This window comes from Halobellus rarus, assembly GCF_024494595.1.
GTDB classification, from domain to species: Archaea; Halobacteriota; Halobacteria; order Halobacteriales; family Haloferacaceae; genus Haloquadratum; species Haloquadratum rarum.
Genome location: NZ_JANHDI010000010.1, coordinates 68,405 through 93,835, shown reverse-complemented (window position 1 = coordinate 93,835; position 25,431 = coordinate 68,405). Strand labels below are relative to the sequence as shown.

24 protein-coding genes and 1 other RNA gene are annotated in these 25,431 nt (G+C 67.7%); 12 read left to right on the top strand and 13 right to left on the bottom strand.

Going from position 1 to position 25,431, the window contains the following annotated elements:
• Positions 1–11: 11 nt before the first annotated feature.
• A complete protein-coding gene (locus NO876_RS12630; RefSeq protein ID WP_256422023.1) occupies positions 12–1,244 on the bottom strand; it encodes a hypothetical protein in 1,233 nt (410 codons plus the stop codon).
• Between the two features lie 424 nt (positions 1,245–1,668).
• Between NO876_RS12630 and NO876_RS12625 the strand changes: the two genes are divergently transcribed.
• On the top strand, positions 1,669–2,127 hold the full coding sequence (locus NO876_RS12625; RefSeq protein ID WP_256422022.1) for a universal stress protein: 459 nt from the start codon (positions 1,669–1,671) through the stop codon (positions 2,125–2,127).
• Between the two features lie 44 nt (positions 2,128–2,171).
• Here NO876_RS12625 and NO876_RS12620 read toward each other — a convergent pair whose 3' ends face one another.
• Positions 2,172–2,726, bottom strand: coding sequence for a GNAT family N-acetyltransferase (locus tag NO876_RS12620; protein ID WP_256422021.1), 555 nt, complete (start codon positions 2,724–2,726; stop codon positions 2,172–2,174).
• Positions 2,723–3,091 (bottom strand): universal stress protein, encoded by a 369-nt coding sequence (locus NO876_RS12615; protein ID WP_256422020.1) that lies wholly within the window; start codon positions 3,089–3,091, stop codon positions 2,723–2,725. Before NO876_RS12615 ends, NO876_RS12620 begins: the two co-directional genes overlap by 4 nt.
• 219 nt (positions 3,092–3,310) lie before the next feature.
• Between NO876_RS12615 and NO876_RS12610 the strand changes: the two genes are divergently transcribed.
• The 3 genes from NO876_RS12610 (at position 3,311) to NO876_RS12600 (ending at position 4,947) form a co-directional block, all read left to right on the top strand.
• A complete protein-coding gene (locus tag NO876_RS12610) occupies positions 3,311–4,084 on the top strand; it encodes a DUF5806 family protein (protein ID WP_256422019.1) in 774 nt (257 codons plus the stop codon).
• Between the two features lie 183 nt (positions 4,085–4,267).
• Complete coding sequence (locus NO876_RS12605; protein WP_256422018.1) at positions 4,268–4,573, top strand: DUF5789 family protein; 306 nt, start codon at positions 4,268–4,270, stop codon at positions 4,571–4,573.
• 113 nt (positions 4,574–4,686) lie between these two features.
• Positions 4,687–4,947 carry a MoaD/ThiS family protein gene (locus NO876_RS12600; protein ID WP_256422017.1) on the top strand — a complete coding sequence of 87 codons (261 nt, stop codon included), beginning with the start codon at positions 4,687–4,689 and terminating at the stop codon, positions 4,945–4,947.
• Between the two features lie 51 nt (positions 4,948–4,998).
• Here the strand turns inward: NO876_RS12600 and NO876_RS12595 are convergent, their stop codons facing one another.
• On the bottom strand, positions 4,999–6,303 hold the full coding sequence (locus NO876_RS12595) for an acetamidase/formamidase family protein (protein WP_256422016.1): 1,305 nt from the start codon (positions 6,301–6,303) through the stop codon (positions 4,999–5,001).
• 152 nt (positions 6,304–6,455) lie between these two features.
• Entirely contained in the window at positions 6,456–7,688 is a 1,233-nt protein-coding gene (locus tag NO876_RS12590; RefSeq protein ID WP_256422015.1) for an MBL fold metallo-hydrolase, read from the bottom strand.
• A gap of 411 nt (positions 7,689–8,099) precedes the next feature.
• On the opposite strand from NO876_RS12590, the gene NO876_RS12585 reads away from it, so the two are divergent.
• The 3 genes from NO876_RS12585 to aceB all read left to right on the top strand — a co-directional run bounded on the left by NO876_RS12585 (position 8,100) and on the right by aceB (position 10,988).
• The gene (locus NO876_RS12585) at positions 8,100–8,510 is read left to right on the top strand and encodes a hypothetical protein (RefSeq protein ID WP_256422014.1); all 411 of its coding nucleotides are present in this window, start codon (positions 8,100–8,102) and stop codon (positions 8,508–8,510) included.
• A gap of 1 nt (position 8,511) precedes the next feature.
• The gene (locus NO876_RS12580; RefSeq protein ID WP_256422013.1) at positions 8,512–9,543 is read left to right on the top strand and encodes an isocitrate lyase/PEP mutase family protein; all 1,032 of its coding nucleotides are present in this window, start codon (positions 8,512–8,514) and stop codon (positions 9,541–9,543) included.
• Between the two features lie 143 nt (positions 9,544–9,686).
• Entirely contained in the window at positions 9,687–10,988 is a 1,302-nt protein-coding gene (aceB, locus tag NO876_RS12575) for a malate synthase AceB (protein WP_256422124.1), read from the top strand.
• 194 nt (positions 10,989–11,182) lie between these two features.
• Here the strand turns inward: aceB and NO876_RS12570 are convergent, their stop codons facing one another.
• The 3 genes from NO876_RS12570 to rnpB all read right to left on the bottom strand — a co-directional run bounded on the left by NO876_RS12570 (position 11,183) and on the right by rnpB (position 13,307).
• Positions 11,183–11,515, bottom strand: coding sequence for a WNWW family protein (locus NO876_RS12570; protein ID WP_256422012.1), 333 nt, complete (start codon positions 11,513–11,515; stop codon positions 11,183–11,185).
• Positions 11,516–11,664: 149 nt separating this feature from the next.
• Positions 11,665–12,765, bottom strand: coding sequence for a zinc metalloprotease (locus NO876_RS12565; protein WP_256422011.1), 1,101 nt, complete (start codon positions 12,763–12,765; stop codon positions 11,665–11,667).
• 102 nt (positions 12,766–12,867) lie between these two features.
• An RNA gene (gene rnpB / locus NO876_RS12560) (RNase P RNA component) lies at positions 12,868–13,307 on the bottom strand.
• A gap of 212 nt (positions 13,308–13,519) precedes the next feature.
• Between rnpB and NO876_RS12555 the strand changes: the two genes are divergently transcribed.
• A complete protein-coding gene (locus tag NO876_RS12555) occupies positions 13,520–14,122 on the top strand; it encodes a TIGR00296 family protein (RefSeq protein WP_103993086.1) in 603 nt (200 codons plus the stop codon).
• A gap of 42 nt (positions 14,123–14,164) precedes the next feature.
• Here the strand turns inward: NO876_RS12555 and NO876_RS12550 are convergent, their stop codons facing one another.
• Both NO876_RS12550 and NO876_RS12545 read right to left on the bottom strand, forming a co-directional pair.
• Positions 14,165–15,331: a nicotinate phosphoribosyltransferase gene (locus NO876_RS12550; RefSeq protein ID WP_256422010.1), complete on the bottom strand. Its 1,167-nt coding sequence runs from the start codon at positions 15,329–15,331 to the stop codon at positions 14,165–14,167.
• A gap of 111 nt (positions 15,332–15,442) precedes the next feature.
• A complete protein-coding gene (locus tag NO876_RS12545) occupies positions 15,443–16,900 on the bottom strand; it encodes an Hvo_1808 family surface protein (protein ID WP_256422009.1) in 1,458 nt (485 codons plus the stop codon).
• Between the two features lie 133 nt (positions 16,901–17,033).
• On the opposite strand from NO876_RS12545, the gene NO876_RS12540 reads away from it, so the two are divergent.
• The gene (locus NO876_RS12540) at positions 17,034–17,615 is read left to right on the top strand and encodes a cysteine hydrolase family protein (protein ID WP_256422008.1); all 582 of its coding nucleotides are present in this window, start codon (positions 17,034–17,036) and stop codon (positions 17,613–17,615) included.
• A 59-nt stretch (positions 17,616–17,674) separates the two neighbouring features.
• Here the strand turns inward: NO876_RS12540 and NO876_RS12535 are convergent, their stop codons facing one another.
• Positions 17,675–18,646 carry a DUF8155 domain-containing protein gene (locus NO876_RS12535; RefSeq protein ID WP_256422007.1) on the bottom strand — a complete coding sequence of 324 codons (972 nt, stop codon included), beginning with the start codon at positions 18,644–18,646 and terminating at the stop codon, positions 17,675–17,677.
• Between the two features lie 170 nt (positions 18,647–18,816).
• On the opposite strand from NO876_RS12535, the gene NO876_RS12530 reads away from it, so the two are divergent.
• Positions 18,817–19,467, top strand: a complete 651-nt coding sequence (locus tag NO876_RS12530) for a lipoate--protein ligase family protein (RefSeq protein WP_256422123.1) — start codon at positions 18,817–18,819, stop codon at positions 19,465–19,467.
• A 71-nt stretch (positions 19,468–19,538) separates the two neighbouring features.
• On the top strand, positions 19,539–20,837 hold the full coding sequence (locus tag NO876_RS12525) for a dihydroorotase (protein ID WP_256422006.1): 1,299 nt from the start codon (positions 19,539–19,541) through the stop codon (positions 20,835–20,837).
• Positions 20,838–21,070: 233 nt separating this feature from the next.
• On the opposite strand, the gene NO876_RS12520 is transcribed toward NO876_RS12525, so the two are convergent.
• Together NO876_RS12520 and glpK are read right to left on the bottom strand one after the other, a co-directional pair.
• Positions 21,071–21,853: a carbon-nitrogen family hydrolase gene (locus tag NO876_RS12520; protein WP_256422005.1), complete on the bottom strand. Its 783-nt coding sequence runs from the start codon at positions 21,851–21,853 to the stop codon at positions 21,071–21,073.
• 5 nt (positions 21,854–21,858) lie between these two features.
• The gene (gene glpK, locus NO876_RS12515) at positions 21,859–23,394 is read right to left on the bottom strand and encodes a glycerol kinase GlpK (protein ID WP_256422004.1); all 1,536 of its coding nucleotides are present in this window, start codon (positions 23,392–23,394) and stop codon (positions 21,859–21,861) included.
• Positions 23,395–23,607: 213 nt separating this feature from the next.
• On the opposite strand from glpK, the gene NO876_RS12510 reads away from it, so the two are divergent.
• The gene (locus NO876_RS12510) at positions 23,608–25,038 is read left to right on the top strand and encodes an FAD-dependent oxidoreductase (RefSeq protein WP_256422003.1); all 1,431 of its coding nucleotides are present in this window, start codon (positions 23,608–23,610) and stop codon (positions 25,036–25,038) included.
• Positions 25,039–25,431 lie beyond the last annotated feature (393 nt).

The following is a 25,431-nucleotide window of genomic DNA, read 5'->3' as shown; positions in this document are numbered from 1 at the left end:
CTCCCGCGCGGTCACACCATCCCGAGGAGGGTCGCGGCGAGGATCGCCACCCAGAGCACCGCGCCCGCACTGGCTACCCGGCGCTCCTCGCTGGCGACGCCCAGCGCGAATAGTCCGATGACGCCGACGAGCGCCGTTCGGTGTAGCACGAGCCGAATCGGGACGGTCCTCACCCCGACGCCGCTCAGGTCGAGCACGAACCCGGCACCCAGTCCCGCGGCGGCGAGGAGCGCCATCCGCGTCGCTGGGCGACCCCGGGCCAAGAGCGCGGTCGCGAGGAGCGGCCCGACGACCAGCATCGGATAGAGAACCCCGGCGAATATTTTCGGATTCGCCGCCGGAAACAGTCCTTCTGCGGCGATCCCGACCGATCGGACCCCGAGGACCACGACGACGATCGACAGCGGGAGCGCGGCGTCCCAGAGGTCCCGTCGCCGAACCGGCGGGACGGCGGCGGCCAGCACCGCCACGGCTGGGACGACGCTCAGGAGCCCCAGCGTCGACCCGGGACCGGGTGCCTCGTCGATCGATCCGGGGGACACGTCCGTCGCGGACGTGAGCCTGATCACCGAGATCCAGCCGTCGCTGCCGCCGCCCGCGTGACCGTGGTAGACGCGGCTGACCTCGTCGACGAACCGCTCGTCACGGAGGTCGCGCTCGACGGTCCGACTCCCCTCCGCGATGCCCGTCACGGAGTGTCGCAGGCGGAACCAGTCCCAGTACTCGGTGTGCGCCTGCAGCGCCGTCCAGTTGTCCGACGGACCGGGATACGCGCGGATGTGCGTCCGACTGCCGAGGTACGTGCCGGTCGCGAGCTGGTAGTCGGATTCGACCCACTCGCCGGAGCCGGGGCGCTCCGCCACGTAGGTGTAGCGTGCCGCCCCGCGTGCCGACCGCCACGGCGAGATCGACACCGGCTCGTCGAGCTGTGAGACCGACACCGACTCGTTGAGACCCTGATCGCTCTCGGCGGCGGCCCACTCTAGTTCGGACTGATCGGTGAGCACGGCGCGAACCTCCGCCGGCGTCCCGACGATCACGACGTTCAGCGCGAGCGTTCGCCCGTCGATCGACTGGCTCCGGCTCGTGTACGGCCAGACGTAGTCCGCTCCCTGCCCCGGCTGAAGCAGCTGCTCCCGCGGTGGATCGCCGCCGTTCTCGACTCCCCCCGGGCCGATAAACGCACTTCCCAGTACCCCGGCGGCGACGAGCACGGCGAAGGCGACTGTCCAGCGATACCGCACGGGTACACATCACTCATCAGAATACATATCTTTTCGGACGAAAGTGTCACTACGTTCGCTCACCCCGCCCGGGAGAGCGAGCCGAAGTATCGGGCCTTTCGTCCGACAGGATACCCTATCTCCCCCTCCGGTCGGAGTGGCGTTCTCCCGAATGCGGTCGAATTCGACGGATGGCGAACAGTCGGCACACCGCCCGACGGCCGGACCCCCGCCTCCCGGTGGTCGTCGCCGCCCCGCGTCACTGTGCCGAACAACCGCGTTTCGACGCGGGACCTCACTCACGTCACAGCGTCGGTGGCCGCCCGATCGTATTTAAACGATCGCTCCCTTCGAGGATCTCGGAATCCGCGGGACCCCTGACGCGGATGGTCGGTGGCCGTCTCGGAAGTGAGGATTTTTGCCGTCGGACGTTGCAGGTGCGGGTATGACCGACCGCCGACCGCTGTCCGTCGACCTCGTGCTCGCTCCGGTCGACGCGAGCGACGAGTCGACCGACGCGGTAGCGTACGCCGCTGCGATCGCTTCCAAGTACGACGCGACGGTCCACGTCGTCCACGTCCTGGGCGAGGAGGTCGTCCGCGAGATCGAAGAGGGGGTCGTCGACGACGCGCAGGTCGCCGCTGACGGCGAAGCGATTATGGAGGCGGCCGAGCGGATCGCCGCGGAGCACGAGGTCCCGTTGTCGACGTCTGTCGCGTACGGGTTCTCGACGAAAATGAAGCTCAGACACCCCGGGAGCGTCGTCCTCGACACCGCCGAGGAACTCGACGCCGACTTCCTCGTCGTCCCCCGAGAGCCGGTTTCGGGCGACCCCGGCGAAGTGCTCGCGAAGGCCGCGGAGTACGTGCTGCTGTACGCGAGCCAGCCCGTGCTGTCCGTCTGAGATTCGACCCCGCCGTCGCGGAGACTTTCGACGCGTCCGATCTCCTATCCGCCCTCGTCGCTGCCGTCCGTCAGGCGGATCGCCATTTCCATCTCGAAGCTCTCGGAATCGCTGATCTCGAAGCCGATCTTCTTGTAGAGTCCCACGGCGGGCTGGTTCCATCGCTCGACCGTGAGCCACACCTTCCCGACGCCCGACTCTGCGCCGTGGCCGAGCAGCGCTTCCATCAGATGCGTGCCGATTCCGGCCTCCTGGTACTCCTGTAGCACGAAGATCGCCAGCTCGTGGGCGTCGTCGTCGGGGACGAGCGTGGCGTGTCCCGCGGCGGTGTCGCCGTCCCACGCGATGACGTTCAGACACGCGTCGCAGAAGATGTTGTCGAGCCACTCTCGGATGCGGCGATCGTCGCTCGGGGGGATTCCCTGAGCCCGGTCGGCAGGGTCGAATTCGCCGTACATCGACGCGAGCGCCTCGTACTCCCGCTCGCTTCCGTCGTGTGCCCGGATCTCGATCTCGCGGCCTTCGCGGTCTTCGAACCGCCGCGGCGGACTCTCGAACGGGCCGGCGACCTCGTCGGGGAACCGTCGGTCTCGACTCATCGGATAAGTGAGACGCTGACGTGCGAGTTCAGCAGGACGAACTCCGCGGTGCTGCCGAGTTGAATCTTCCCCATCGGGCTGGTCGTCCCGCCGCTGAGCGCGATCCGGTCGAAGCCCTCAGACTCGGCGATGTCGACGAGTTTGCTTCCCGGGTCGCCTTCGACGTACCGAATGTCGGCCTCGATACCGCCGGAGTCGAGCGCCTCCTTGACGTCGGCTTCGATATCGTCGACGGTGCGGTCGGTGCCGCCCTCGTCGAGGATCGCGACCGTCAGGTCGTCGCCCGCCTCGTTCGCCCGTTCGATCGTCCGTTCCAGCGCCCGGAGGGAGTCGTCAGAGCCGCCGACGCCCAAGAGGATTCTCATATGCCGGGAAGTCATCGCGGGAGTAGAAAAATCGTCGGGTGTGGTCACCGACGGATCCGTCAAGACCGCGCCGAGATTGAACCGTCGGCCGGGACGGAGACACCCTATGCGTCTTCGGAGTGCCCGACGTTTTCCCGGGAATTCACCGGCGATCCGATTCGGACCGACCGAGAACACGCCGACAGAACGCTTTTTGCGTTCGGAGCGACACGCGGCAGTATGGAAGACGACGACGCCGAGGCGTCGACGCCGGACGCGTCACAGACCGACGTCGACGCGTCGAGAGCGGAGTCGGAGCGCTCGGACCAATCTGACGGGGGCGACGCCGGAGAGGCGGACGCCGTCGGAGGCACAAATTCCGGTGGCGGTCCAGCGGGCGTTGAGCCGGATTCGGCATCTGCCGATGAGAGCGCACAGAACCCCGACCCGGCGTCTGAATCCGTCGATGAGGGGTCCGAAACGCCGGCGGACGTGCGGAAGTACGCGCGGTTCAAGAAGGTCGACGGCGCGCAGTACGACCGCGTCAACGACTTCCTCCGGGACCGGACGTACATCACCGCGAGGGAGTGGGCCATCGCCCGACTGTGTGCGGACTTCCGAACCGAGACGGGCGTCGAGATGACTAAGATCGGAGAGAACCTCCCCGAACTCGTGCCGTTTATGACCGACACGTACACGCCGCAGGCCGTCAATCAGGCGCGGTCGTCGTTCGAGGACAAGATCCGGAAGTCGGGCGCGACCTTCCTCTACGGCGCGATGTCCGGCTTCTTCACCGCCGAGGAACTCGACGAACTGATGTACGAGGTGACCGAGATCGCGAAGTTCCTGCTCGAAGTCGAGGGCGTCGACCTCTCCGTCGAGGAGGAGATGGAGGCCGAAGAACGGATCTCGAGCGTGATGCGGGAGGTCAGAGAGGCGAGCGCGGACCTCCGCGCCGACGAGTTGGCCGGCGAGGACGGCATCGGGTCAGACGCCGATGCCGGCGACGACTGATACGGAGTGTCGTCGTCTCTTCCCGTCGAACGCCTCGCGCGTCCGTTCCCGCGAGGTCTCGCGATCGCCGGTACATAGTTACAACCGTCCGGATCGTACTGTCGGCTCCCCCTGTCTCCTCGCTGAGAGCCGGCGGTACTCTAACACCACAAGGGTTATTTCCGCATAGATGAATCATTAATTATGAAGATTAACGAGCTGTTCGACTTCCTCGACGACGAACTCGAGTATCCGATCGACCACGACGCGATGATCGAGCGGATCGGGGACGTCGAAATCGGGACGCCCGCCGATCAAAAGAGCGACACGGTTTCGACGATCGTCAGCGGCGTCGGTCAGGAGACGTACGGCTCGGCCGACGAGTTGTACAAGACCATCATCGGTAACGTGAGCGACGAGTACATCGGGCGCAAGTACTACGACGATCGAGGTGGCAATCCCGCGGAGTCCGAATCCGCTCCGAAAGACGACGCCAACGTCTCTTTCTGATATTCTCCGAATTCGCGGCTGCGTCTCCTCGCCCGGTCGGCCGGGTTCCGCAGGGACACTCGAACGCCGGCGACGTGGAAGCATCCAACTGTCTCGAACGCGAACAACTGGCTATGGACGTGACCATATACGGCCCGCTCCGAAGTTCGACCGGCGGCAAACGCGTCAGCGTCGACTTCGGCGGCGGAACCGTGCGGGACGCCGTCGACGCGTTCGTCGACGCGTATCCGCGCGCCGAGGGGCACCTGTTCGGCGACGACGGGCGACTCGCGTCGAGCGTTCGCCTCTCTGTGGACGGCGCCTCCGCCGAGCCCGACGATCCCTGTCCGGCGGACGCCTCGCTCAGCGTCCATCCCGCGATGCGGGGTGGGTGACGCTCCCTCGCGGTCTTCGGTCGAGCGACCGCCCCCGGTGGTCGGCCCCGCCTAGAGCCCGTACTGCTCGCGCACGAGGTGTGCCAGCCCGCGGTCGTCGAGGACGTCCATCGGCGCGAGCATCGTGAGCTGAACCACGCCCGGGAGTCGACCGATCTCGACGCCGCCGGTGAACGTGCACCGGGTGCGGACCTCGCCCTCGCTCATCCCGAGGAGGTCGCCGGCGCGGTCGAAGGCGTTGTCGGTGGCGTCGTTGACGGTCGCGCCCGAGCCGATCACCTGGATCGGTCCCATATCCGTCTCGACGTCGACGCCGTACTCCGCGCCGAGTTCGCGGCCGCGCGCTTTGTCTCCGTCCGTGTACGGCTTGCTGATGTGCGAGAGGTCTTCCTCGTTGGGGAGGAGGAGCGGCCCCCCGATCTCGAGGTCCTTGATGAGTTCGACCTCGAACTCGGTACGTCCGCTGACGTCCGTCGTGTGTAGGGCGAGTTCGCCGTCGCCCTGATTGGCGTGCAGATCGCCGACGTAGATGCCGCCGCCGTCGACCTTCACGGGACAGATCAGGACCGATCCCTCGCGTACCGCGTTGATGTCCATGTGGCCGTCGGTGCGGGCGTCGAGTTCCGCCTCGCTGTCGAGCCCCCAGTCGTGATCGGCACCGATGAGGAACTGGCCGAAGTCGCCGGCGTTGTGCGAGTCCGGGAGTTCGATCGGTGGCGTCGTCCCGATGTTCCCGACGAACGGTCGGAGGTGACCGAGCGTGCCGGGCATCTCCGAGGGCTCATAGAGGAGAATGGGGTGTTGCCGCGAGTTCTCCGGGAGGGCGCTCGCCTCCCCGGCGCGCTCGGCGAGGTCGTGAGCCGCCGCCTCGTCGACCGTGATCCCGACCTCGTAGTCGTCGTCGAACACGGTCGTGATGCCGTACTCGAAGGCGAACGACGAGGCGTTCGCGCCGCACTCCGCACACCGGATCGACTCCTCGCCGGTCCCCTCGACGACGCTCTCGGGCCACTCGGTGCCGCACTCGGGACACTTGTGATCGACGAAGGGGTCGTCGCCGAAGGCCCCCTCGCGTTCGTCCATCGAACCGGTGCTCGTCGCGACGCTCGTCACCTCGACGTCGCGGATCTTGATCGCGACGGCGTCGCCGACCTCCGCGCCCTCGACGGCGATGGGCTTGGTGACCTCGTGGCCGCCGCGGAACTTCGGCGTGATCATCGGTCCCCAGCACGCCGGCGGGGTGTGTGTCCGCACGGTGCCGCCGTCGGCGACGGTTCCCGCCCACTCCTGGTCCGGACCGACCAGACCGAGCGTGTACTCGTCGACGTCGAGTTCGGAGACGACTTGCTGAGACATTGTATATTATCTTTCGTGTGAACTATGTTAAGTATTCTCGTGGTCGGTGGGAGGGGTGTCTCTCGAACCGGTCAGATACAGGGGATAGAGGGCTCAGAAACGACGAGAAAGTCTTTTTCGGTGTTGGTGCTGACCGTCGCTCCGACAGTGTGTTACACGACTACTTCGTGACCCAGTTTCGGTGCCGAGGCATCGAACCCCTCGGTGGCGAGTTCGTCAGCGAACGCCGCACACCGGTCGCCGTGGTTGACGAGTATTTGGGCTCCCTCGTACTCCCCAAGGAGGTCCAGCAGCCCCTGCCGATCTGCGTGTGCGGAGAAGTCGTACCATTCGACGCGCGCGCTAACCGGCATCACCCGACCATCGATCTCCGCGCGTCCCGTCTCGAGCAACGAGCGTCCGGGCGTCCCCTCGACTTGGTACCCCGTGAGCGTGACCTTGTTCGTCGGATTCGAGCGAATCTCCGGGATGTAGGTCATCGCTGGCCCCCCTGAGAGCATCCCGCTGGTCGTGACGATCACCGTGTTCTGGGCCGCGATGCGCCTTCGCTGTCCGTCTCGGCCGGTGACGAAGCGGGCGTTCGACTTCGCTCGTCGGAGGGCCTCCTCGTCCCGCACGAACGACGGGTGTTGCCGGAGCATCTTCGTCACTCGCGTTCCCATTCCGTCGGCGTAGCAGTCGATATCGTTCGCGGCGCAGACGAGTAGCATCTCTTGTGTCCGGCCGATGGCGAACGCGGGTACGACCACGGTGCCACCCTCCCAGACTGTCGTGCGGACGCTCTCGACGAACTGGCCTTCGATCCGTTGGCGCGGGTCGTGTTCGACATCGGAGTACGTGCTCTCGCAGATCACGACGTCGGCGTCGGGGCGGGCCGTGGAGGCTGCCACCAGTCGCTGATCCTCGGTGTGGAAGTCGGCGGTGTAGAACAGCCGCGTGTCGCCGTCGTCGACGAGGACGTGCGCGCTCCCGGGAATGTGACCGGCGTTGTAGAACGTCACCTCGTGGCCTGCTGCCTCGAACGACTCCCGGTAGCCGTGCGTCTCCGAGACCTGTGTGACCCGGCGGACCTCCTCCTCGGTAAACGGGCAGTCGTAGGTCCCGCCGTGGAGTTTGAGCGTGTCGCGAGCGAGCGTCAACGCCAGTTCGCGGGTCGGTGGGGTCCAGTGGATCGGTGGCCGGCGGTCGCCGGAGAGCAGCGATGGAATCGCACCGACGTGGTCGAGGTGGCCGTGACTGACGACGACCGCCTCCGGTTCCGGCGTTTCGACCGGAAACTGTGGGGGGGTTCCGGTCAACATCCCGTAATCGAGCAGCAGGCGGTCGTTCACGAGGATGGCGCTGCGGCCGACCTCGCGCGTTCCGCCGAGAAAGCGAATATCCATTTTCGGGTTCTATAGAGGCCATCCGTTTGGCCTCGTCGCTTTCGGGTAGCCCGCTCGGACACCTGCAGCCTCACTGCCTGTTCGTTCGGTGTGTGGCTCACGGCCCGGCCGTCGGTGTGTCGGTGGCTTGCGATGCCCGGTCGACGATGACAGATGTCGCTGTCGCCCACACTATGCTAGAGAACACCACCCAATTATATTCCTCATATTCAATTGCACTGGATAAACTCATTATAGAATATTATCATTATAAATCATAATATTTATTTCCTGCCACCAGTCACGATACATCGAGCGCTGAACGATGAAACACGTACCCAGTTCCGGGATCTCTCACTCCAATCCGGAGCACGCCTCTTTGGACCGCAACAGACGACCGAACTCGCCGACACAACCCCCGAATCCACCGACATGACACGCTCGAACGAGCACGAGACGACGACCGACGAACGGAACCGATCACCGACCACGAACGCCCCTCGAACCGACGCCGAGCGCGATGCGCCGCTGGTCCCCGACCTCCGTAGGATCCAGGACGGCCAGCCGACGTCAATCGAGACGACGACCCGCACGGCCCAATCGATACCTCAGTACCCCCGTGCCGAGGACGAACGCGACGCGCCGCTGGTCCCCGATCTCCGCGGGATCCAGGACGGCCAGCCGACGTCGACTACGCTACGTTCTGAGACTCGCGAGACGACCGACCGATCCGACTCAAACTCTCGATCAGATTCGATGACACGACATATTGATGCGTCGACCGACACGCAGACGACTCGCACGACAACCGACAGCCGCTCGACGACGCAGGAGGGCCGCTGAGATGCCGCTCGATATTCCGTCTGATCCCTATATCCGCGAGGACCTCGACAACCCTGCGGCCCGCGAGTTCCGCGAGATGCTCGACGAGCAGACGTTCACCTTCGCGCCGGGCATCTATCACGCGCTCGATGCCCGTCTCGCTGAGATGGCCGGCCTCGACGCCGCCTATATGTCTGGGTACTCCACCGTCCTCGGCCAGTTCGGTTTCCCGGACCTGGAGATGGTGACGATGTCCGAGATGGTCGAGAACGCGAAGCGAATTGTCGAGTCGACCACGCTCCCCGTCATCGCCGACTGTGACACCGGTTACGGCGGCGTCCACAACGTCCGCCGGGCCGTTCGGGAGTACGAGAAGGCCGGCGTCGCCGCCATCCACATCGAGGACCAGACCTCGCCGAAGCGCTGCGGCCACATCGCGGGCAAGCAGATCGAGGACCGCGAGACCGCCCGCTCACGTTTCGAGGCCGCCGTCGACGCGAAGCAGTGCGACGACACCGTCATTATCGCCCGGACCGACGCCTACGGCTCGGCCAACGGCGACTGGGAGGAACACCTCGAACGCGGGCGCATCTACGCCGACGCCGGGGCCGACCTGGTCTGGCCCGAGATGCCGGACCCGAGCCGCGAGGACGCCATCAACTACGCCGAGACGATCCACGAGACGCACCCCGACCTCGACCTTGCGTTCAACTACTCCTCGTCGTTCGCGTGGTCCGAAGAGGAAGATCCGCTGACGTTCCGGGAACTCGGCGAACTGGGTTACAAGTACATCTTCATCACGCTCTTCGGCCTGCACTCGGGCGCCCACAGCGTCTACGAAGACTTCGAGCGACTGGCCGAAGGCGACGAGCAGGCCCAGATCGAACTCGAAGACCGGTATCTCGGTCACGAGACCGAGTCCCACCACGAACTCTCGTTCGTCTCTCGGTTCCAGGACATCGAGACCGAGTTCGACCCCGAGGCCCAGCGCCGGATGGAGTCCAGCGCAGGCTTCACCGAGGAAGAGTCCGAACCGCTCCAGTCCGACGACTGATCCTGTCGGACGGGCGTGAATGACTTCGGCACTTCGGAGTGCCGACGCTTCTCACGCACTCCGACAGTTTGGACGGATCAGTACATCCGCCGGTCTCTCTGACGACCCGATAGCACCCTCCACAGATATTCACCCACCCCACGATTATGGAACGAAGACACGACAGGCAGTTCGTGCGGACGTTCTTCACCTCGCCGACGGCGGTCGAGGGCGAAGACAACAGCGCGAAGATGCTCGAAGGAGCCGCAACGCTGCGTGGACTCCAGGCACCGGACGTCTGGGTCCCCGACAACGAAGACGCCACCGCGCCCTCGATGCGCGAGGAGGGCGCCGAGAACATCGTCGAGGCAGTCGCCGAACACGGCGCGGACTTCCCCGGTGAGATCCACCCACGCGTCGTGTGGCACCGCGACCGCCCCGCCACCCGGTATCAGGGGCTCCAGCAGATGCTCACGATCACCGACCCAGCGGGCGGCGCCGCAGAACACATCGACGGCTTCGTCATCCCCGAAGTCGGCGACATCGACGACTGGAAGAAGGCCGACGAAGCCATCACCTGGGTCGAGACCGAGAACGACCTCGAAGAGGGAGGCCTCACGATGTCGGTCATCGTCGAGAGCGGCGCGGCCGAACTGGCGATGGGCGATCTCCGCGAGGAGATGGGCAAGCCCTCGAACAACCTCGAACGCCTGTTCCTCCTCGTCGACGGTGAGGTCGACTACACCAAGGACATGCGCGCAATGACGCCGACTGGCGAACTCCCGGCCTGGCCGGAACTCCGTCACAACACCTCGCGCGGGGCGAGTGCCGCCGGCTGTATCGCCGTCGACGGCCCCTACGACGACATTCGCGACGTCGAGGGGTACCGCGAACGGATGACTGCGAACCGGGCCAAGGGGATGAACGGCATCTGGTCGCTCACCCCCGGGCAGGTCGAAGAGGCCAACACGGCCCCGCTTCCACCGAAGACCGGAAGCTGGCTGCTCGATCTGGGAAGCCGTGAAGTCGAACTCGAAGACGCCGGGGACGCACAGGTGTACGACGGCGACCACCTCTCGCTCGTCGAGACGCCCGACGGCTATCACCTCACCGTGGGCAACGAGGAACTCGACGTCGATGAGGACGAACTGCGAGAGGAACTGCTCGACCGCACCGCCTACATCCCGAGTCTGGACGACGCCGTCGACTCGATGGAGGAGTTCGAGGCGGCGAAGGAAGCCGGCAAGGGCGCCATCGCGATGACTCGCGCGGCCACGCTCCGCCTCGACGGCATCGAGATCGACATCGAATCCGACCGGATGTGGGACGAAGCGACGTACCAGGCCGCGATGACGCCCATCGAACTGTTCCAGGACGTCTACGAACACCGTCCGGACCAACACGAGGAACTGGTCGAACTGTACAGCGAGGACGTCGTCGAGCGGGCCACGGCCGTCGGGAACTGACTCCTTCCGGTCTCTCCGCTCCCGTCGCGCCAATCGCGACGGTGCGGACCTTCGATGGGCGCAGAACAACGCTCAGGAAAGCAGCAACATAGTGTGACCCGCGTCGGCGCGAGTCGCAGAATCGCGCCCTGGCGCACACGTCGGTGTGCCGACGCCGCGACGGGCTCAAACTGCCTTTTCTCGCCGTCGCGAGACTACTCCTCTGTCGGCACAGCCCGGACCTCGAACTCGCGGTAGCCGCCGTAGGCCGTCTCGAGCGCTCCCAGCCACCAGTTCCAGCGGTCGGCGACGCTCGACTCGTCGGGGGCGTCCTCCAGATTGCGGACGACCTCCTCGACCGTGAGGGGCTCTCCCCGGTCGTCGGCGACGATGCCGGCGTCGGCGAGGTCGCGCGCCTGCCGGGCGACGACGCGGTACTCCGCGGGGTCGCCCTCGAACGCCGCTTCGAGTGCTTCGGCCAGTTCGTCGGCGGTGAACCCCGCTGTTTCCAGTGCGGTGTCGCCGCCGACGTTGCTGTTCCCCGTCATACTCGGACGTTCGTTCCCGAGGAAAAAGAATCCGCCGGTGATGTCCGCCCGTCTCGCCCGACCCGTATCGTCGCGTCCCCGCTCACTGTCGCCCACTGACAACACTTCCTCCCTCCGCCCACCGCGACGCGCTGCTTCTCTCGCTGGGCTCACTCCCACCACTCGCTGCGACGGTCATCGTAGGAAGCGTCGCGGAACGGCGGCGGCTTTTCGGCGTCGTCTTCGGCTCCGAACCCGTACGCCAGCCAGTAGCCGACGTGCCACGCGACGGCGTCGGTGTCGAGGTCGACGAGCGAGATCCGCAGGCGCGAGTACGTCTCGATCTCCCCGTCGCCGTCGGTGTCCGTTCCGGCGGTCGCACCGCAGGAGGCGGCACCCTCACCGCACGGCGACGTCTCGACCGACCGAACGACGATCTCGGCCTCTTCGGGGTCGCCGACGGTCGTGAACGAGAGGTTCGTCGGCATCCCTTCCGCCCCGTCCTCGTAGTGCTCCAGCGCGTGATCGATCTGCTGGCGCGCCTCCTCGGGGTCCGACGCGTTCGCGGTGTCGACGTAGACGGTGAACTCGGCGTCGTCCCACGGGAACGCTCGCTCGGTCGCGTTCGGTTGCGGTTCCGTGTAGAGGACCGAGCGGCTGGCCATCACGTCCGCCGGCGCGTCGTCGTGCGTGAGCCCGAGCGTGTGTCCGAGTTCGTGTTCGGTCACCAGCACGGTCGATTCGTCCGAAAAGCCCGTCTTGACGGACACCGTCTGCGGGCGATCGATCTGTCGTCGATCCTCGATCAGGGGCGCACAGCCTGCCGCATCCGTCGCTCCGTCGCACTCTGGCACCTCGTCGACGAACTCGACGATCAGATCGGGATCCGAGGCGTCGGGTCGGACCTCGTAGTCGACCGGGAAGCCCGCGAAGCGCTCCGCGTTGGACTCCCAGAACTCGGTCGCCTCCCGGACGAGGGGCGTCCACTCCCTCCCCGTCCCCGCGGTGTCGCGGACGGCGACGACGATCGGTTCCGTCCCCCACGGGTTCGTCGCGTCGGGAACGGCTGTGGCCGTCGGCGTCTCTCCGTCGATCGACGCCCCCGATGTGGTCCGGGGAGCCGTCTCCGTCCCGCGCTCTCCCGGCGTCTCCTGTGATCCTCCCTCGACCGTCGTCGGCGAGGGGAAGTCGATCACTGGCCCGACGCACCCCGAGAGCGCGAGCAGGAGCGCCAGCGAGGCGGCGGCGAGTCGACGCGACCGGTTCGACATAGCCGCTCCGAGAACGCTGACGAACAAGAAGGTTCGGCAACGCGCCGGAGACGCATCTCTCCGTTGTCATCCAATCGTAGCCGTCGCTCGGGCGTCCGAAGCGGCTGAGAGGAGTAAGCCCCCTTCTGTTCGTCTCGGCATTCGGCTGAGCGGCCGCGCCCTGTCCGGACTACCTTGGCGGCGCGGACTTGCACCGGTGAGGATTCGCCGTTCCATCCGTTCTCGACCGTCGGCGGTCGTGTCGCGACTGCGCCGTTCGCGGCTGACGCCGCTCACTTTCTGCGGTCGCGTTGCGACTGCGCTGCCCTCGACGGGTCAACTCCCTCCCCTCGCGGGTCGGTTCGCGCGCTCGCGGGTCGCCCCGCGAGCGCCGGCGGCGGAATCCGCCGCTCGCGTCTCATCGGTCGGGTCGAGGGGTCTCGTCTCTGTTCCAGAGCCAGTCGTCTCCGACTCCGGGCTTGCGCCCGGTCACCCGTCCGGACGGTGGGGGGACTTTCCTCGTCAGTCCGGGGTGGACCGACGGGAGCCGAGCTCTCTCTGCCGTTCGATTCGAGGCGATAGTGTCCAATAAGGCGTTCGGTCGTTCGATTCGCGGGCGGAGAAAGGAGGGATGTGTCCGTCGATGTGCGCGTGGACGAACACAGCCTCAAGTATCATCATAAACCATATCGGACCGCTCGAACGGACTTCTGGGGCCGTATACGCCGCAGATAGAAGGGAAGCGTTCAAGTCAGCGGAGGGCTTTCACAGAGATATGTCCGAGGCGCAGACCGTTCGTCTCACCTACGACGATGGGGCGAGGGCGGTCGAGTTAGCGCGTGAGTCGGTCGAATCGTACGTTTTACACGGTCAACGCGAACAGCCGGGAAGTATGCGCGACGCCTTCTACGCGCGCACCGGTGCGTTCGTCCGAATTCGATCGACGCGCGGACGCGGGCGTCTCCGCGGCTGTGCGGGGGCCTATCGCGGTAGCGACCAACTGGGACACGCCATCGTCGACGCGGCGATCCAGGCGGCCTCGGAGAACTCCTGTGGCTCGGAGATCGAACAGCCCGAACTCTCGAATCTCACCATCTCGGTCTGCGTCGTCTGCGACTACGTCCAGACCGACAGCCCGCTTGACGATCTCGAACTGGGCACACACGGGGTCGTGATCGACAACGGTGACGACCACGGCTGGCTCTACCCGACCATCCCGGTCGAAAACGGCTGGAACGAACAGCAATTCCTCACGCACGCCTGCCGGAAGGCCGGCCTCTCCCCGCTCGCGTGGCAGGACGACGACACGACCGTCACGCTGTTCGACGGACAGGTATTCCGCGAGCGCGCCGACGGCGGCAGCGTCGAAGAACTGTAAGCGACGGACCCGAACGGTCCGATACGCGTTCAGACCGACCCGTTACTCACCGGTGTCGGCGTCGCCGTACCCACACAGCTCCGCGTCCCGGGCGGCCCGCTCGGCGGCCGCGTCGATGCCGAGATCGACGTCGTCGACGATTTCTCCGTCTCGGACGAGCGGCCGCAGCAGCGCCTCGCCGTTCTCCGGCCCCGCGCGGTCCCGCAGTCCGACGTGGTGGCCGCCGTCGGCCGTCCGGTAACTCTGCTTCGCGCCGGTGAGCTTGCCGCGCTTGGCCGCCGGTTCCCCGTCGACCTCCACGATGTCGAGCGCGAAGTCGACGGGGTCGGCGTTGGAGACGTGGCCCCCGACGCCGAAGCCGTCGGCGACGTCGCGGAGCTCGCGTAGCTCCGCGGGGCCGAGCCCCCCGGACGCGAAGATGTCGACGTCCTCGTGTCCGTGCGCGTCGAGCGTCCACCGAACCTCTCTGAGTATGTGTCGGAAGTCTCCCCGTCGCGAACCGGTCGTGTCGAGTCGGACGCTGTCGAGTCGGTCGCCGAGCGCCTCCGCGGCGCGGAGGGCCTCGTCGGCCTCGTCGGAGTAGGTGTCACACAGCGCTACTCGGGGAACGTCTTCGTCGACCGCCTCGTCGAACGCCCGCCAGGCCTGCTCTTGGTTCCCGCGGCCGAAACAGATGAGCAGCGCGTGCGGCATCGTCCCGCCCGCCTCCCGGCCGATGACCTCGCCGGCGGCGACGTGCGAGAACCCGTCGAGGCCGGCGACGAGCGCGCCCCGTTCGATCATCGCCGCGATGGACGGGTGAACGTGGCGCGCGCCGAACGAGAGCACCGTCGACTCCGGCGCCGCCACCCTGACGTCGAGGGCGGCGGTCGCGACGCCCGAGGCGTGCGAGAGAAAGCCCAGAAGCGACGTTTCCAGCCGGGCGAACGCCAGGTAATCGCCCTCGATCCGCATCACGGGACCGCCGTCGAACAGCCGCCCCGGCGGGACGGCGTCGACGTCGACGTCGCGGCCCTCCAGAAGCGCTGCGGCGTCTTTCACGCCCGCCAGCAGCTCGAAGTCGCCGTCGGGGAACTGGTCGGCGGTCACCTCGGCGACGACGTGGGGGTTCCGCTCGGCGTGGCGGAGCGTCGTCTCCGTCCGATCGAAGTACGCGTCGGTCGCCGACCCCTCGGCGATGGCGTCGGGACCGACGATGTCGAACTCCATACGCGGCGTTCGCCGCGCGCGTTGAAAAATACACTCGTTCGGCCCCGTTTTCCGAAGGGGATTCCTCTTCAAAGTCGGGACCGCTCGTCGAACCAGGCGGCCGCGACCGCCTCAGGACCGCCGCGGCCGGATGTCGTCGAGGTCGTCGACGGTCGGTCCGTTCACGACGGTCACGCGCGTCCCCGAGCGCGTCACCCGGAAGGCGTCCTCGAACTCGCCGTCGGGGACCACGTAGGTGCGCTCGGCGCGCTGTTCCGCGTCGTGGGCGTCGAGTATCGCGCGGTAGGCCCGCTGGAACTCCCTCGCGTCTTCCTCGGTGTCCCACTCGGTCACCCAGACGTAGCCGTACTCGGCCTCGGCGTCGGTCCCCTTCTGGTACGGGTAGAGTCGGTCGTTCCCCCAGCCCGCAGAGGGCTCGGACTCGTAGTTGTACGTGTCGTACCGACTCTGGACGTTCCCGATGCTCCGCGGGTCGATCGTCTCCGCGTCGTACGTTCGCGCCTGGTACCAGAACATCACGTACATCGAGGCCTCGCCGACGGTGTCGGAGCCGTCTTCGCCCTGCTCGGAGAACGTGTCCCAGCCGTTCCGCGCCCGATCGCGGTAGTCGACGGGAACCGGTTCCTCGTCGGTCCGGTGGATGATCTGCTCGGAGGAGGCCGGCGGGTTCTCGAAGCGCTCGTCGACGGCGTCCCACCCCTCGCTACTGACGAGGTCGTGGACGTAGACCGGCCCGTCGGAGTAGGGCTGGAAGATCGTCAGGAAGATACCCAGGTTCGGCGTTCCACCGCTACCGCCGCCTCCGCCGCCGCTCGACGGCGTGGCGACGCACTCCCACGCGCCGCCACAGCGCTGGGCGTACCGCTGTTCGACGTACTTCGCGTCGCCCTCGACGAGGCCGTCGGTCGCGAGCTGCTCGTCCTGGGTGTCGCCGCCGTACTTCGCCTTCGTCAGATCGTAGCGCTGGTCCTGAAGGGCGTGGACGAGTTCGTGAACGAGCGTCGCGTTGTTGATCGTCGGCGACTCGGGGGTGTCGGTGATGATCTTGATCTCGTCGTCGGAGGGGGAGTAAAAGCCGGCGACGGAGGAGCTTCTGGTCTCGCCGATCGCCTCGCCGCTGCTCTCGGTCTCGCCGGTCACGAACAGCGCCTCCCACACCTGATCGTTCCAGCGCTCGTACTCGCTCGGTCCGCCGCCGCTCGACCCGCCGGACGATCGGTTCCGGTACTCCTCGCGGGAGATCACGTTCACCGGCACGCGCGAGTCGAACTCCTCCCCGCGGACGTACTCGACCCTCGCCATCGCCCGCCCGACGTAGGCGTCCAACTCCTCGTCGGAGAGGCCGTCGGACTGATTCACGTCGATCGATTCGTTGTACCAGTAGCCGTCTTCCCAGCCGAGGACGTCGCGCTCGGGGTCGTCGAAGTCGGCGTTCGGCGTCGCGACGGCGTCGCCTCCGCCCGCTGCGGGCGGGGCCGAAGCGCCCGAGTCTAACGCCGGCGCGCTGCACCCAGCGAGGACGAGCAAAAGGGCCACCGCCGGGACGGCGAGGCCGCGTTTCCGCGTCATTGCCGGGGGAAGGGACCACGCGGGGAAGTACCTTTCCGCATCGACCCTCTCTCCTCCCTTCCGTCTCTGACTCTGTAGGACCCCTGTGCCCGCCGGGAGAACGCCTTTGTCGCCCGCGGAGCTACGGTCCGATATGGCTATCGCTGCGTTCGATCCCGCGCGTACCGCCGTCGTCGTCGTCGATATGCAGAACGGCTTCTGTCACCCCGACGGGAGCCTGCACGCGCCGGCCAGCGAGGCCGTGATCGACGACGTGACCGACCTGGTCGAGGAGGCCCGCGCCGCCGGCGCGAGCGTCGTCTACACCCGCGACGTCCACCCGCCCGAGCAGTTCGAGGACGCGCACTACTACGACGAGTTCGACCGCTGGGGCGAACACGTCGTCGAGGGGAGTTGGGAGGCGGAACTCGTCGAAGAGCTCGACGTCCGCGAGGCCGACCACGTCGTCGAGAAGCACACCTACGACGCCTTCTACGAGACCGAACTCGACGGCTGGCTGTCGGCTCGCGGCGTCGACGACCTCCTCGTCTGCGGAACGCTCGCGAACGTCTGCGTCCTCCACACCGCGGGGAGCGCCGGGCTCCGTGACTACCGGCCGGTGCTCGTCGAGGACGCCGTCGGCGCGATCGAGGAAGAGCACAAGGAGTACGCCTTAGGACACGCCGACTGGCTCTTCGGCGAGGTGGCGACGCGCGAAGAGATCACGTTCGAGTAGGCCCCGCCACGCTACTTCCATAGCCCGCGCGTCGCCGGGCTGCTTTCCGGTCGTCGCCGCTAACCCAGACGGATCGGCTCCTCGCTCTCCCGGAGGGACACCTCGACGCGCTCGCCGACCTCGAACTCCCGATCCGGACAGACGAGTTTCGCCCCGCACGCCGGACCGAGGCTGACGAAGAGGGAGAGTCCGGTGATTCGCTCGCCGTTCGCGACGACGTCGATGTCGCGCCAGGCAACGTCTCGCCCGTCCGCGTCGCCGACCCGCTGGCCGAGAAAGGACACCGGAGTGCGCTCGGCGACAGCGGAGCTCGGATCGCCGCCCAGCGCACCCCCGGCCGCGTAGTGGGCCAGCCCGCCGTCGAGGGCGATCCGATTTTCGGCGGTGTCGTTGGCCGGAGACGGACCTCCCGCGGCCGCTTCCGCCGCTCCGGAGAGGCTCCCGGCGATGCCGACGAACCGCTCGCCAGGATCCGGATGGGCCGGGCTGTCGAGGAGCGCGTAGGTGTCCCCGACGTCGACGACGGTTCCGATCCCGTTCCACGACACCGATTCGACGTCGACGTCGGCGACGACCGGAAGCGATCCGCCCGCGCGGTGGAGGTTCTGTTCGGCCCGCCGGAACCCCACGTGGACGTGGTTCGCGACCCAGGGCGCGAAGAACCCCGAGCGGATCATCGGACCGAGCGGGTCGCCGACGGCGACGGTTTCGCCCGGGTCGACCGCTGGCTGGACGTGGAGGATCCGTGCCACGAGCCCCTCCTCGTCGGTCCCCTCGACGCGAACCCCGCTGCGCTCGCAGTCGACGTCGACGAGAACGAGGTACTCCTCGTCGGCCGCGTACGGCTTTCCCGGCGCACGCACGGTACGGGTCTCTCGCACGACGCCGGCGACCGGCGAGCGTCCGACGTTGTCCTCCGGGTAGAGATCGATCGCACATCCGGCGTCGTGGGCGGGATACGGCGAGTTGTACAGCGAGAAGCGATCGTACGCACGGAGCGTCGACGCCGGTACGTGGACGGTGGCGTCCACCGTCACTCGCGACCACCGATCATACGCTCTCGGGGGACCGAGAGCGCTTAGGTTCGTCGGCCCAATCTCCTCACGACGTGCTCGAAGAGATCACACCCGACGGGGAGGACGTCCGAGTCGTTCGCGGACGGGCGTCCACGCTCGACACCGACCGGACTGGGACCGACGCGATGCTCACTCTGACGGCCGAATCCGGTGCCCCGACTGTCCGCGTCTGGACGCCGCACCGCCACGTGGCCTTCGGCCGCCGCGACGCGCGGTCCGCGGGATACGAACGGGCGAAAGCGGCGGCCGAGTCCCGCGGCTATCCGGCCGTCGAACGGAGCGTCGGCGGACGCGCAGTCGCGTATACGGGCACCACGGTCGCGTTCGCCGTCGCGGTCCCGACGGAAGACAACCGGCGCGGGCTCGAATCCCGGTACGACGCCGCGACGACAGCCGTGGTACGGGCCCTGCGGTCGATCGGGGTCCCCGCGCGCCGCGGCGAGCCGGAGGCGTCGTTCTGCCCGGGCGAGCACTCCGTGCAGGCCCGCGGAAAGATCTCCGGGATCGCCCAGCGGGTCCGGCGCGAAACGGCGCTCGTGGCGGGCGTCGTCGTGGTCGATTCCCACGACGAGCTCGCGTCGGTCCTCGCTCCGATCTACGAGGCGCTCGACGTGCCGTTCGACCCCGATTCGGTCGGAAGCGTCGCCCGCAGCGGTGGTGCGGTGGCTCCCGATGCCGTGGCCGACGCGCTCTGTGACTCCTTCTGCGGCGACCGCCCCAGACGGTCGGTCTCTCTCGCCTCGCTGCTCGACGAATACGGCGACGCTCGCGTGTGACGCCGATCGCACAGTACCGCTGCGCTTCCCTGAACCGTCGCGCTTAGGTCGCCCGCGCGAGACACCGGAGTATGTCGACGCTCTTTCGCGACGCGCGACTCGCCGACGGCCGGATCTGCGACGTCCGGATCGAGTCCGGAACGATCACCGACGTCGGCGACGCGGACGGCGACGCCGGAGACCGCGTTATCGACGCCGACGAACGACTGCTCCTCCCGGGTGCGATCGACGCGCACGTTCACTTTCGGGAGCCCGGTCACTCCCAGAAGGAGACCTGGCGCACCGGCTCACAGAGCGCGGCGGCCGGCGGCGTGACCACGGTCGTCGATCAGCCGAACACGACGCCGCCGACGGTCACGGGGAGTGCGTTCGACGAGAAGGCGTCGCTCGCCGCCGACTCGCACGTCGACTACGGCGTCAACGGCGGCGTCACGCGCGACTGGGACCCCGACTCGCTGTTCGATCGGCCGCTGTTCGCCCTCGGCGAGGTGTTTCTCGCCGATTCCACGGGCGATATGGGTATCGACGCCGAGCTCTTCGCCGAAGCCGTCGAGCGCGCGGGCGAGGCGGACGTCGTCGTCACTGTGCACGCCGAGGACGCCGACCTGTTCGACGAGGCGGCGCGGGAGCGCGACGCCGGCGGCGTGGGCCGCGACGCCGACGCCGACGTCTGGAGCCAGTACCGGCGTGCCGAGGCCGAGGCGGCGGCCGTCGAGCGCGCCATCGAGGTCGGTGCCGAGACCGACGCGTCGATCCACATCGCGCACACGAGCACGCCCGAGGGCGTCGACGCCGCCGTCGCCGGCGGCGCGACCTGCGAGGTGACGCCGCATCACCTGTTTCTCTCCCGAGATGACGCGACCGAACTCGGCACGTACGGGCGGATGAATCCGCCCCTCCGGAGCGAGGAACGCCGACGGGCGCTGTGGCAACGGCTCGTCGACGGCGACGTCGACATCGTCGCGACCGATCACGCCCCGCACACCGTCGAAGAAAAGGAGGTGGGTCTGTGGGACGCACCGAGCGGCGTTCCCGGCGTCGAGACGATGCTTCCGCTGCTCCTGTCGCGAGCGCGACGGGGAGCGATCACTCACGAGCGCGTTCGCGACGTCACGTCGACGAACGTCGCGGAGATATTCGGACTTCCGACCAAGGGCCGCGTCGCCGAGGGCTACGACGCGGACGTGGTGCTCGTCGATCCGGAACACGAGCGGGAGATCCGCGGCGACGACCTCCACTCGAAGTGCGGGTGGACGCCGTTCGAGGGACTGTCCGGCGTCTTCCCAGCGCTGACGCTGGTCCGTGGCGAGGTCGTCTACGACGGCGAGGAGGTCGTCGGCGAACCGAAGGGGCGGAACGTCCGCCGGTAAGCGGAATCGGGAGCGACGTTTCTCTGGCCCGAAGCCGCTTGCGAACAGCCGGCACCCACTGCGGCGGGCCGGTTCGACCGCCCGTCGCTCTCGGTTCCCGCGCCGACGTGCCGGACACCCGCTGCCCGACGCGGGGCGAAGTTCACGTCACGGAGACGCTGGTCCCGCCATCGGATATAAACACTCGCGCCGATCCTCCGCTCGGAGCCGGCGGTCCGTGATTGGTGGTGACCTCAGAGCCGGCGGTCCGCGAGCGCCGGAAACGACTCGCGCGTCTCGCGGACCTCGTCGAGGTCGACGTTCGCGTGAGCCGTTCGGGCTTCGGTTCCGGCGTTCGCCCGTTCGATTCCCCACGGATCGACGACGACGCTCTCGCCGCCGAGTTCGACCCCGCGGACCGATCCGGTGAGGTTCGCAGCGACGACGATCGCCTGATTCTCGACGGCCCGGGTTCGGGTGAACAGGTGCCAGTGGTCGATCCGCTCTCTGGGCCACGCCGACGTGACGAGCAGTATCTCGACGCCGTGATCGACGAGCGAGCGGTAGAGTTCCGGGAATCGGAGGTCGTAGCAGGTCGTCAGTCCGAGCGTGCCGAGATCGGTTTCGACGGCGCAGACCTGTGAACCGGGGGTGAGCAGTTTCGACTCCTTCGACTCGTAGCCGAACAGGTGGATCTTCCGGTAGGTGTCGAGGAGCGCGCCGTCGGGACCGAACAGCACGGAGGTGTTGTAGAAGGCGGCGTCGTCGCCGTCGCCGTCGCGCTCGACGAGACTGCCGCCGTGGAGGTGAATCGACAGTTCGTCCGCGAGCGCGGCGAGCAGATCCGTCGTCGGACTCGGAACCGACTCCGCGGCGTCGCGGTAGGCGTCGAACGCGAAGTAGCCGACCGGCCACATCTCCGGGAGGGCGACGAGATCCGCCCCGTCGGCGGCGGCCGCGCGGATTCGCGATTCCGCCCGTTCGCGGTTGGCTTCGGGATCGGCTTCCGCCGGGAGTTGGACGACAGCGACGTTCATCGGCCTCACTCCTCGTCTCTGGCCCAGTCGAGCGAGCGCTCGACGGCCTCCTGCCAGCGGCCGTACCGCTCCTCGACGTCGTCGGCCCGATCCGGCTCGAACTCGCGATCGACGTGCCAGTTCTCGCGGAGTTCGTCCGGCGATTTCCAGTAGTCGACCGCGAGACCGGCCGCGTAGGCCGCGCCGAGCGCGGTCGTCTCGTCGACCTCAGGTCGGACGATCTCCGTGCCGACGACGTCCGCCTGCAGCTGACAGAGGAAGTTGTTCTTCACCGCGCCGCCGTCGACGCGCAGGTCCGTGAGTTCGATGCCGCTGTCCTCCGTCATCGCCTCGGCGACGTCCCGCGTCTGGTAGGCGATCGACTCCAGCGTCGCGCGCACGACGTGTTCGCGCCGCGTCCCGCGGGTCATCCCGACGATCGTGCCCCGGGCGCGCTGGTCCCAGTGCGGCGCGCCGAGTCCGGTGAACGCCGGGACGACGTAGACGCCGTCCGTCGAGTCCACGGAGCGCGCGAGCGCTTCGCTCTCGGCGGGATCGTCGATGAGCGTCAGATCTTCGAGCCACTCGATGGCCGCGCCGGTGATGAAGATCGACCCCTCCAGGGCGTACTGCGCCGGTTCGCCCGACCGTTGGAATCCGACGGTGGTGAGCAGGCCGTTCTCGGACGCGACGGCCTCCTCGCCCGTGTTCATCAGCATAAACGACCCCGTCCCGTAGGTGTTCTTCGCGTCGCCGGCGTCGAAGCAGGTCTGCCCGAACAGGGCCGCCTGCTGGTCGCCGAGCGCGCCCGCGACCGGGACTTCGGCCCCGAGGAACCCCTCGGGGTCCGTCGTCCCGTAGTAGTCGTCGTCTGAGGAGGGATGAACCTCCGGGAGCATCGCTCGCGGGACGTCGAACTCCGCGAGGAGGTCGTCGTCCCACGACAGGTCGTGGATGTCGAACAGCATCGTCCGCGAGGCGTTCGTCACGTCGGTGACGTGCTCGCCGGTCAGTTTGTAGATCAGCCAGGAGTCGATCGTCCCGAAGCAGAGTTCGCCGTCCCTGGCACGATCTCGGACGTCTTCGGGGCGCATCCGCTGGAGTTTGATCGGGTCGGCGTTGTTCAGGAGCCACTCGGCCTTCGTCGCGGCGAAGTACGCGTCCGGTTCGAGGCCGGTCGTCTCTCGGATCCACGCGTCTTTTCCCTCCCGTTCGAGCGCCTCGATTCGGTCCGTCGTCCGCCGGTCCTGCCAGACGATGGCGTTGTACACCGGCGTCCCCGACTCGCGGTCCCAGACGACCGTCGTCTCGCGCTGGTTCGTGATACCGAGCGCCGCCAGCTGCGAGGCGTCGATCCCGGCGTCGTCGAGTGCGCGGCGGATGACCGCCGTGGTGTTCTCCCAGATCTCCTCGGGGTCGTGCTCGACCCACCCGGGCTCGGGGTAGATCTGCTCGTGCGTCTCGTAGGCGTTCGCGACGGGCTGGCCGCCGTGGTCGAAGACGATGAATCTCGTTCCGGTCGTTCCCTGATCGATCGCGCCGACGTAGGTGCGTGCTTTCATACTCGTGTGTTCGATGTGTTTCGTTCGGCCGTCGATTCGCCGCCGGTGCCGCCGGTGTTCGTCGAGCAGCGGCGTCGAACCGGCGGCCCGGTCTGCGAGTTGTCGGTACAGGTCCGACGCCGGGGATGCTAAAACCTGGGTTGTCTCTTCGCCCGTGTGTGACAAGCGCCGTCCGGCGAAAGCTATCTACCTCCGGCGACTGCACGTGGGTGTATGTCGAAACCGTTCGTCGTCGTCGGCGGTGACGCTGCTGGACTCTCCGCGGCGAGCAAGTGCCGACGGACCGACCCCGAGCGCGACGTCGTCGTCTTCGAGAAGGGCGCGTGGATCTCCTACGCTCACTGCGGGACGCCCTACTTCGTGAAAGGCGAGGTCGACCGGCTCGAAGACCTCCTCTCGCTCTCCCCGGAGGCCGCCGAAGAGCGCGGCATCGACGTCCGGCGCGGCCACGAGGTCGTCGGCGTCGACACCGACGCGGAGACGGTCACCGTCGACGTCGACGGAACGACGTTCGAGCAGCCCTACGGCGACCTGCTGGTCGCGACGGGTGCCAGTGCCGTCTCTGATCCGATCGAGGGAACGACGCTCGACGGCGTCTTCACGCTCCACGGTCTCGATCACGCCGCCGCGATCCGGGCGTATCTGACGCCGCCGTCGGCGTTCGACGTGGCGGACCTCGGTGGGGGCGACGCCCTGAACGAACCGGAAGTCGAGCGCTACGGCGCGATGACGCCTCCGGAGACCGTCGCGATCGTCGGCGCGGGCTACGTGGGCGTCGAGATGGCCGAGGCGTTCGACGCCTGGGACCTCGACGTCCACCTGTTCCAGCGCTCCCAGCGTCCGGTCCCGGGGTTCGGCGACGCTGTCGGCGACGCGGTCACAGAACACCTCCGCGAGTCGGGCGTCACCCTACACTTCGGCGAGGAGGTCGTCCGACTCGACGGCGAGTCGGGGCACGTCGGCCGCGTCGTCTGCGAGAGCGGGTCCGAACTCGCGGTCGACGCCGCGCTCGTCGGGATCGGTATTCGGCCGAACACGGCACTCCTCGACGACACGCCGGTCGAGCTCGGTCCGTCGGGAGCGGTCGCCGCCGACGATCACGGCCGGACGTCGGTGACAAACGTCTACGCCGCGGGCGACGCCGCGGAGATACCGCACACGGTCACCGGTGAGGCGACGTGGGACCCGCTGGGGCTCCCCGCGAACCGCGCCGGTCGGGCCATCGGGGCGACGGTCGGCGGCGATCCCACACCCGTCGGCAGCGTCGCGGGCACGGCGATGGTGAAGGCGTTCGACCTCGAATGCGGTCGAACGGGAGTTCTGGACCACGACCGCGCCCGACAGGCCGGGTTCGACCCCGTCTCCGAGACGATCACCGCCGGGTCGCGGTCGGGCTACTACCCGGGTGCGGCTGAGACCACCGTCACGCTCACCGCCGACCGCGACACCGGTCGACTCCTCGGCGGGAGCATCGTCGGGACCGATCGCGCGGCGATCCGGATCGACACGCTCGCGACCGCGCTCGGCGGGGAGATGACCGTCGCCGAACTCGAACGGCAGGACCTCGGCTACGCGCCGCCGTTCAGCCCCGTCTGGGATCCCGTCCTCGTCGCCGCGAAGGTGCTGAACGGCTCGCTGCCGTAGTCGACGCCCTGGAACGGAACACCACGGCGCGTGCTGCCGCGCGCTCCGTCGCGCGTCCACGCCACGCGAGGGACGACGAGCGAGCGCTGCGAGCGAGGAGTCGGCTGGGGAGGACGTGGCTGTGCGGTGCCGTCGGGGGGATCGCGAGGGGCCGGGGGCTTGCAGGAGTCATCTCGCACCGAGAGGACGCTGCGAAGCGTCGTCCAATCCCTGCGTAGCCGCATCGCTCTTCACTTCGTTCAGAGACGGCTCACGGGCCGGGAGGGACTTGAACCGAGCCTGGACGTGCTCGCTTCGCTGCGCGCGCCCAGTCGGGTTCAAGTCCCTCGGGTAGCCGCATCGCTCCTCGCTGTCGCTCGGAGACGATGGGGACGGGCCGGGAGGGACTTGAAC

Excerpts from the sequence above, each read along its gene's own strand:
- NO876_RS12620 (WP_256422021.1), bottom strand. The coding sequence starts at position 2,726 with ATGAGTCGAGACCGACGGTTCCCCGACGAGGTCGCCGGCCCGTTCGAG.
- NO876_RS12585 (WP_256422014.1), top strand. The coding sequence starts at position 8,100 with ATGACACGCTCGAACGAGCACGAGACGACGACCGACGAACGGAACCGA.
- NO876_RS12555 (WP_103993086.1), top strand. The coding sequence starts at position 13,520 with ATGTCCGAGGCGCAGACCGTTCGTCTCACCTACGACGATGGGGCGAGG.
- NO876_RS12590 (WP_256422015.1), bottom strand. The coding sequence starts at position 7,688 with ATGGATATTCGCTTTCTCGGCGGAACGCGCGAGGTCGGCCGCAGCGCC.
- NO876_RS12540 (WP_256422008.1), top strand. The coding sequence starts at position 17,034 with ATGGCTATCGCTGCGTTCGATCCCGCGCGTACCGCCGTCGTCGTCGTC.
- NO876_RS12615 (WP_256422020.1), bottom strand. The coding sequence starts at position 3,091 with ATGAGAATCCTCTTGGGCGTCGGCGGCTCTGACGACTCCCTCCGGGCG.
- NO876_RS12510 (WP_256422003.1), top strand. The coding sequence starts at position 23,608 with ATGTCGAAACCGTTCGTCGTCGTCGGCGGTGACGCTGCTGGACTCTCC.
- NO876_RS12625 (WP_256422022.1), top strand. The coding sequence starts at position 1,669 with ATGACCGACCGCCGACCGCTGTCCGTCGACCTCGTGCTCGCTCCGGTC.
- NO876_RS12565 (WP_256422011.1), bottom strand. The coding sequence starts at position 12,765 with ATGTCGAACCGGTCGCGTCGACTCGCCGCCGCCTCGCTGGCGCTCCTG.
- NO876_RS12520 (WP_256422005.1), bottom strand. The coding sequence starts at position 21,853 with ATGAACGTCGCTGTCGTCCAACTCCCGGCGGAAGCCGATCCCGAAGCC.
- NO876_RS12605 (WP_256422018.1), top strand. The coding sequence starts at position 4,268 with ATGAAGATTAACGAGCTGTTCGACTTCCTCGACGACGAACTCGAGTAT.
- NO876_RS12550 (WP_256422010.1), bottom strand. The coding sequence starts at position 15,331 with ATGGAGTTCGACATCGTCGGTCCCGACGCCATCGCCGAGGGGTCGGCG.
- NO876_RS12600 (WP_256422017.1), top strand. The coding sequence starts at position 4,687 with ATGGACGTGACCATATACGGCCCGCTCCGAAGTTCGACCGGCGGCAAA.
- NO876_RS12610 (WP_256422019.1), top strand. The coding sequence starts at position 3,311 with ATGGAAGACGACGACGCCGAGGCGTCGACGCCGGACGCGTCACAGACC.
- NO876_RS12525 (WP_256422006.1), top strand. The coding sequence starts at position 19,539 with ATGTCGACGCTCTTTCGCGACGCGCGACTCGCCGACGGCCGGATCTGC.
- NO876_RS12530 (WP_256422123.1), top strand. The coding sequence starts at position 18,817 with ATGCTCACTCTGACGGCCGAATCCGGTGCCCCGACTGTCCGCGTCTGG.
- glpK (WP_256422004.1), bottom strand. The coding sequence starts at position 23,394 with ATGAAAGCACGCACCTACGTCGGCGCGATCGATCAGGGAACGACCGGA.
- NO876_RS12545 (WP_256422009.1), bottom strand. The coding sequence starts at position 16,900 with ATGACGCGGAAACGCGGCCTCGCCGTCCCGGCGGTGGCCCTTTTGCTC.
- NO876_RS12595 (WP_256422016.1), bottom strand. The coding sequence starts at position 6,303 with ATGTCTCAGCAAGTCGTCTCCGAACTCGACGTCGACGAGTACACGCTC.
- NO876_RS12570 (WP_256422012.1), bottom strand. The coding sequence starts at position 11,515 with ATGACGGGGAACAGCAACGTCGGCGGCGACACCGCACTGGAAACAGCG.
- NO876_RS12580 (WP_256422013.1), top strand. The coding sequence starts at position 8,512 with ATGCCGCTCGATATTCCGTCTGATCCCTATATCCGCGAGGACCTCGAC.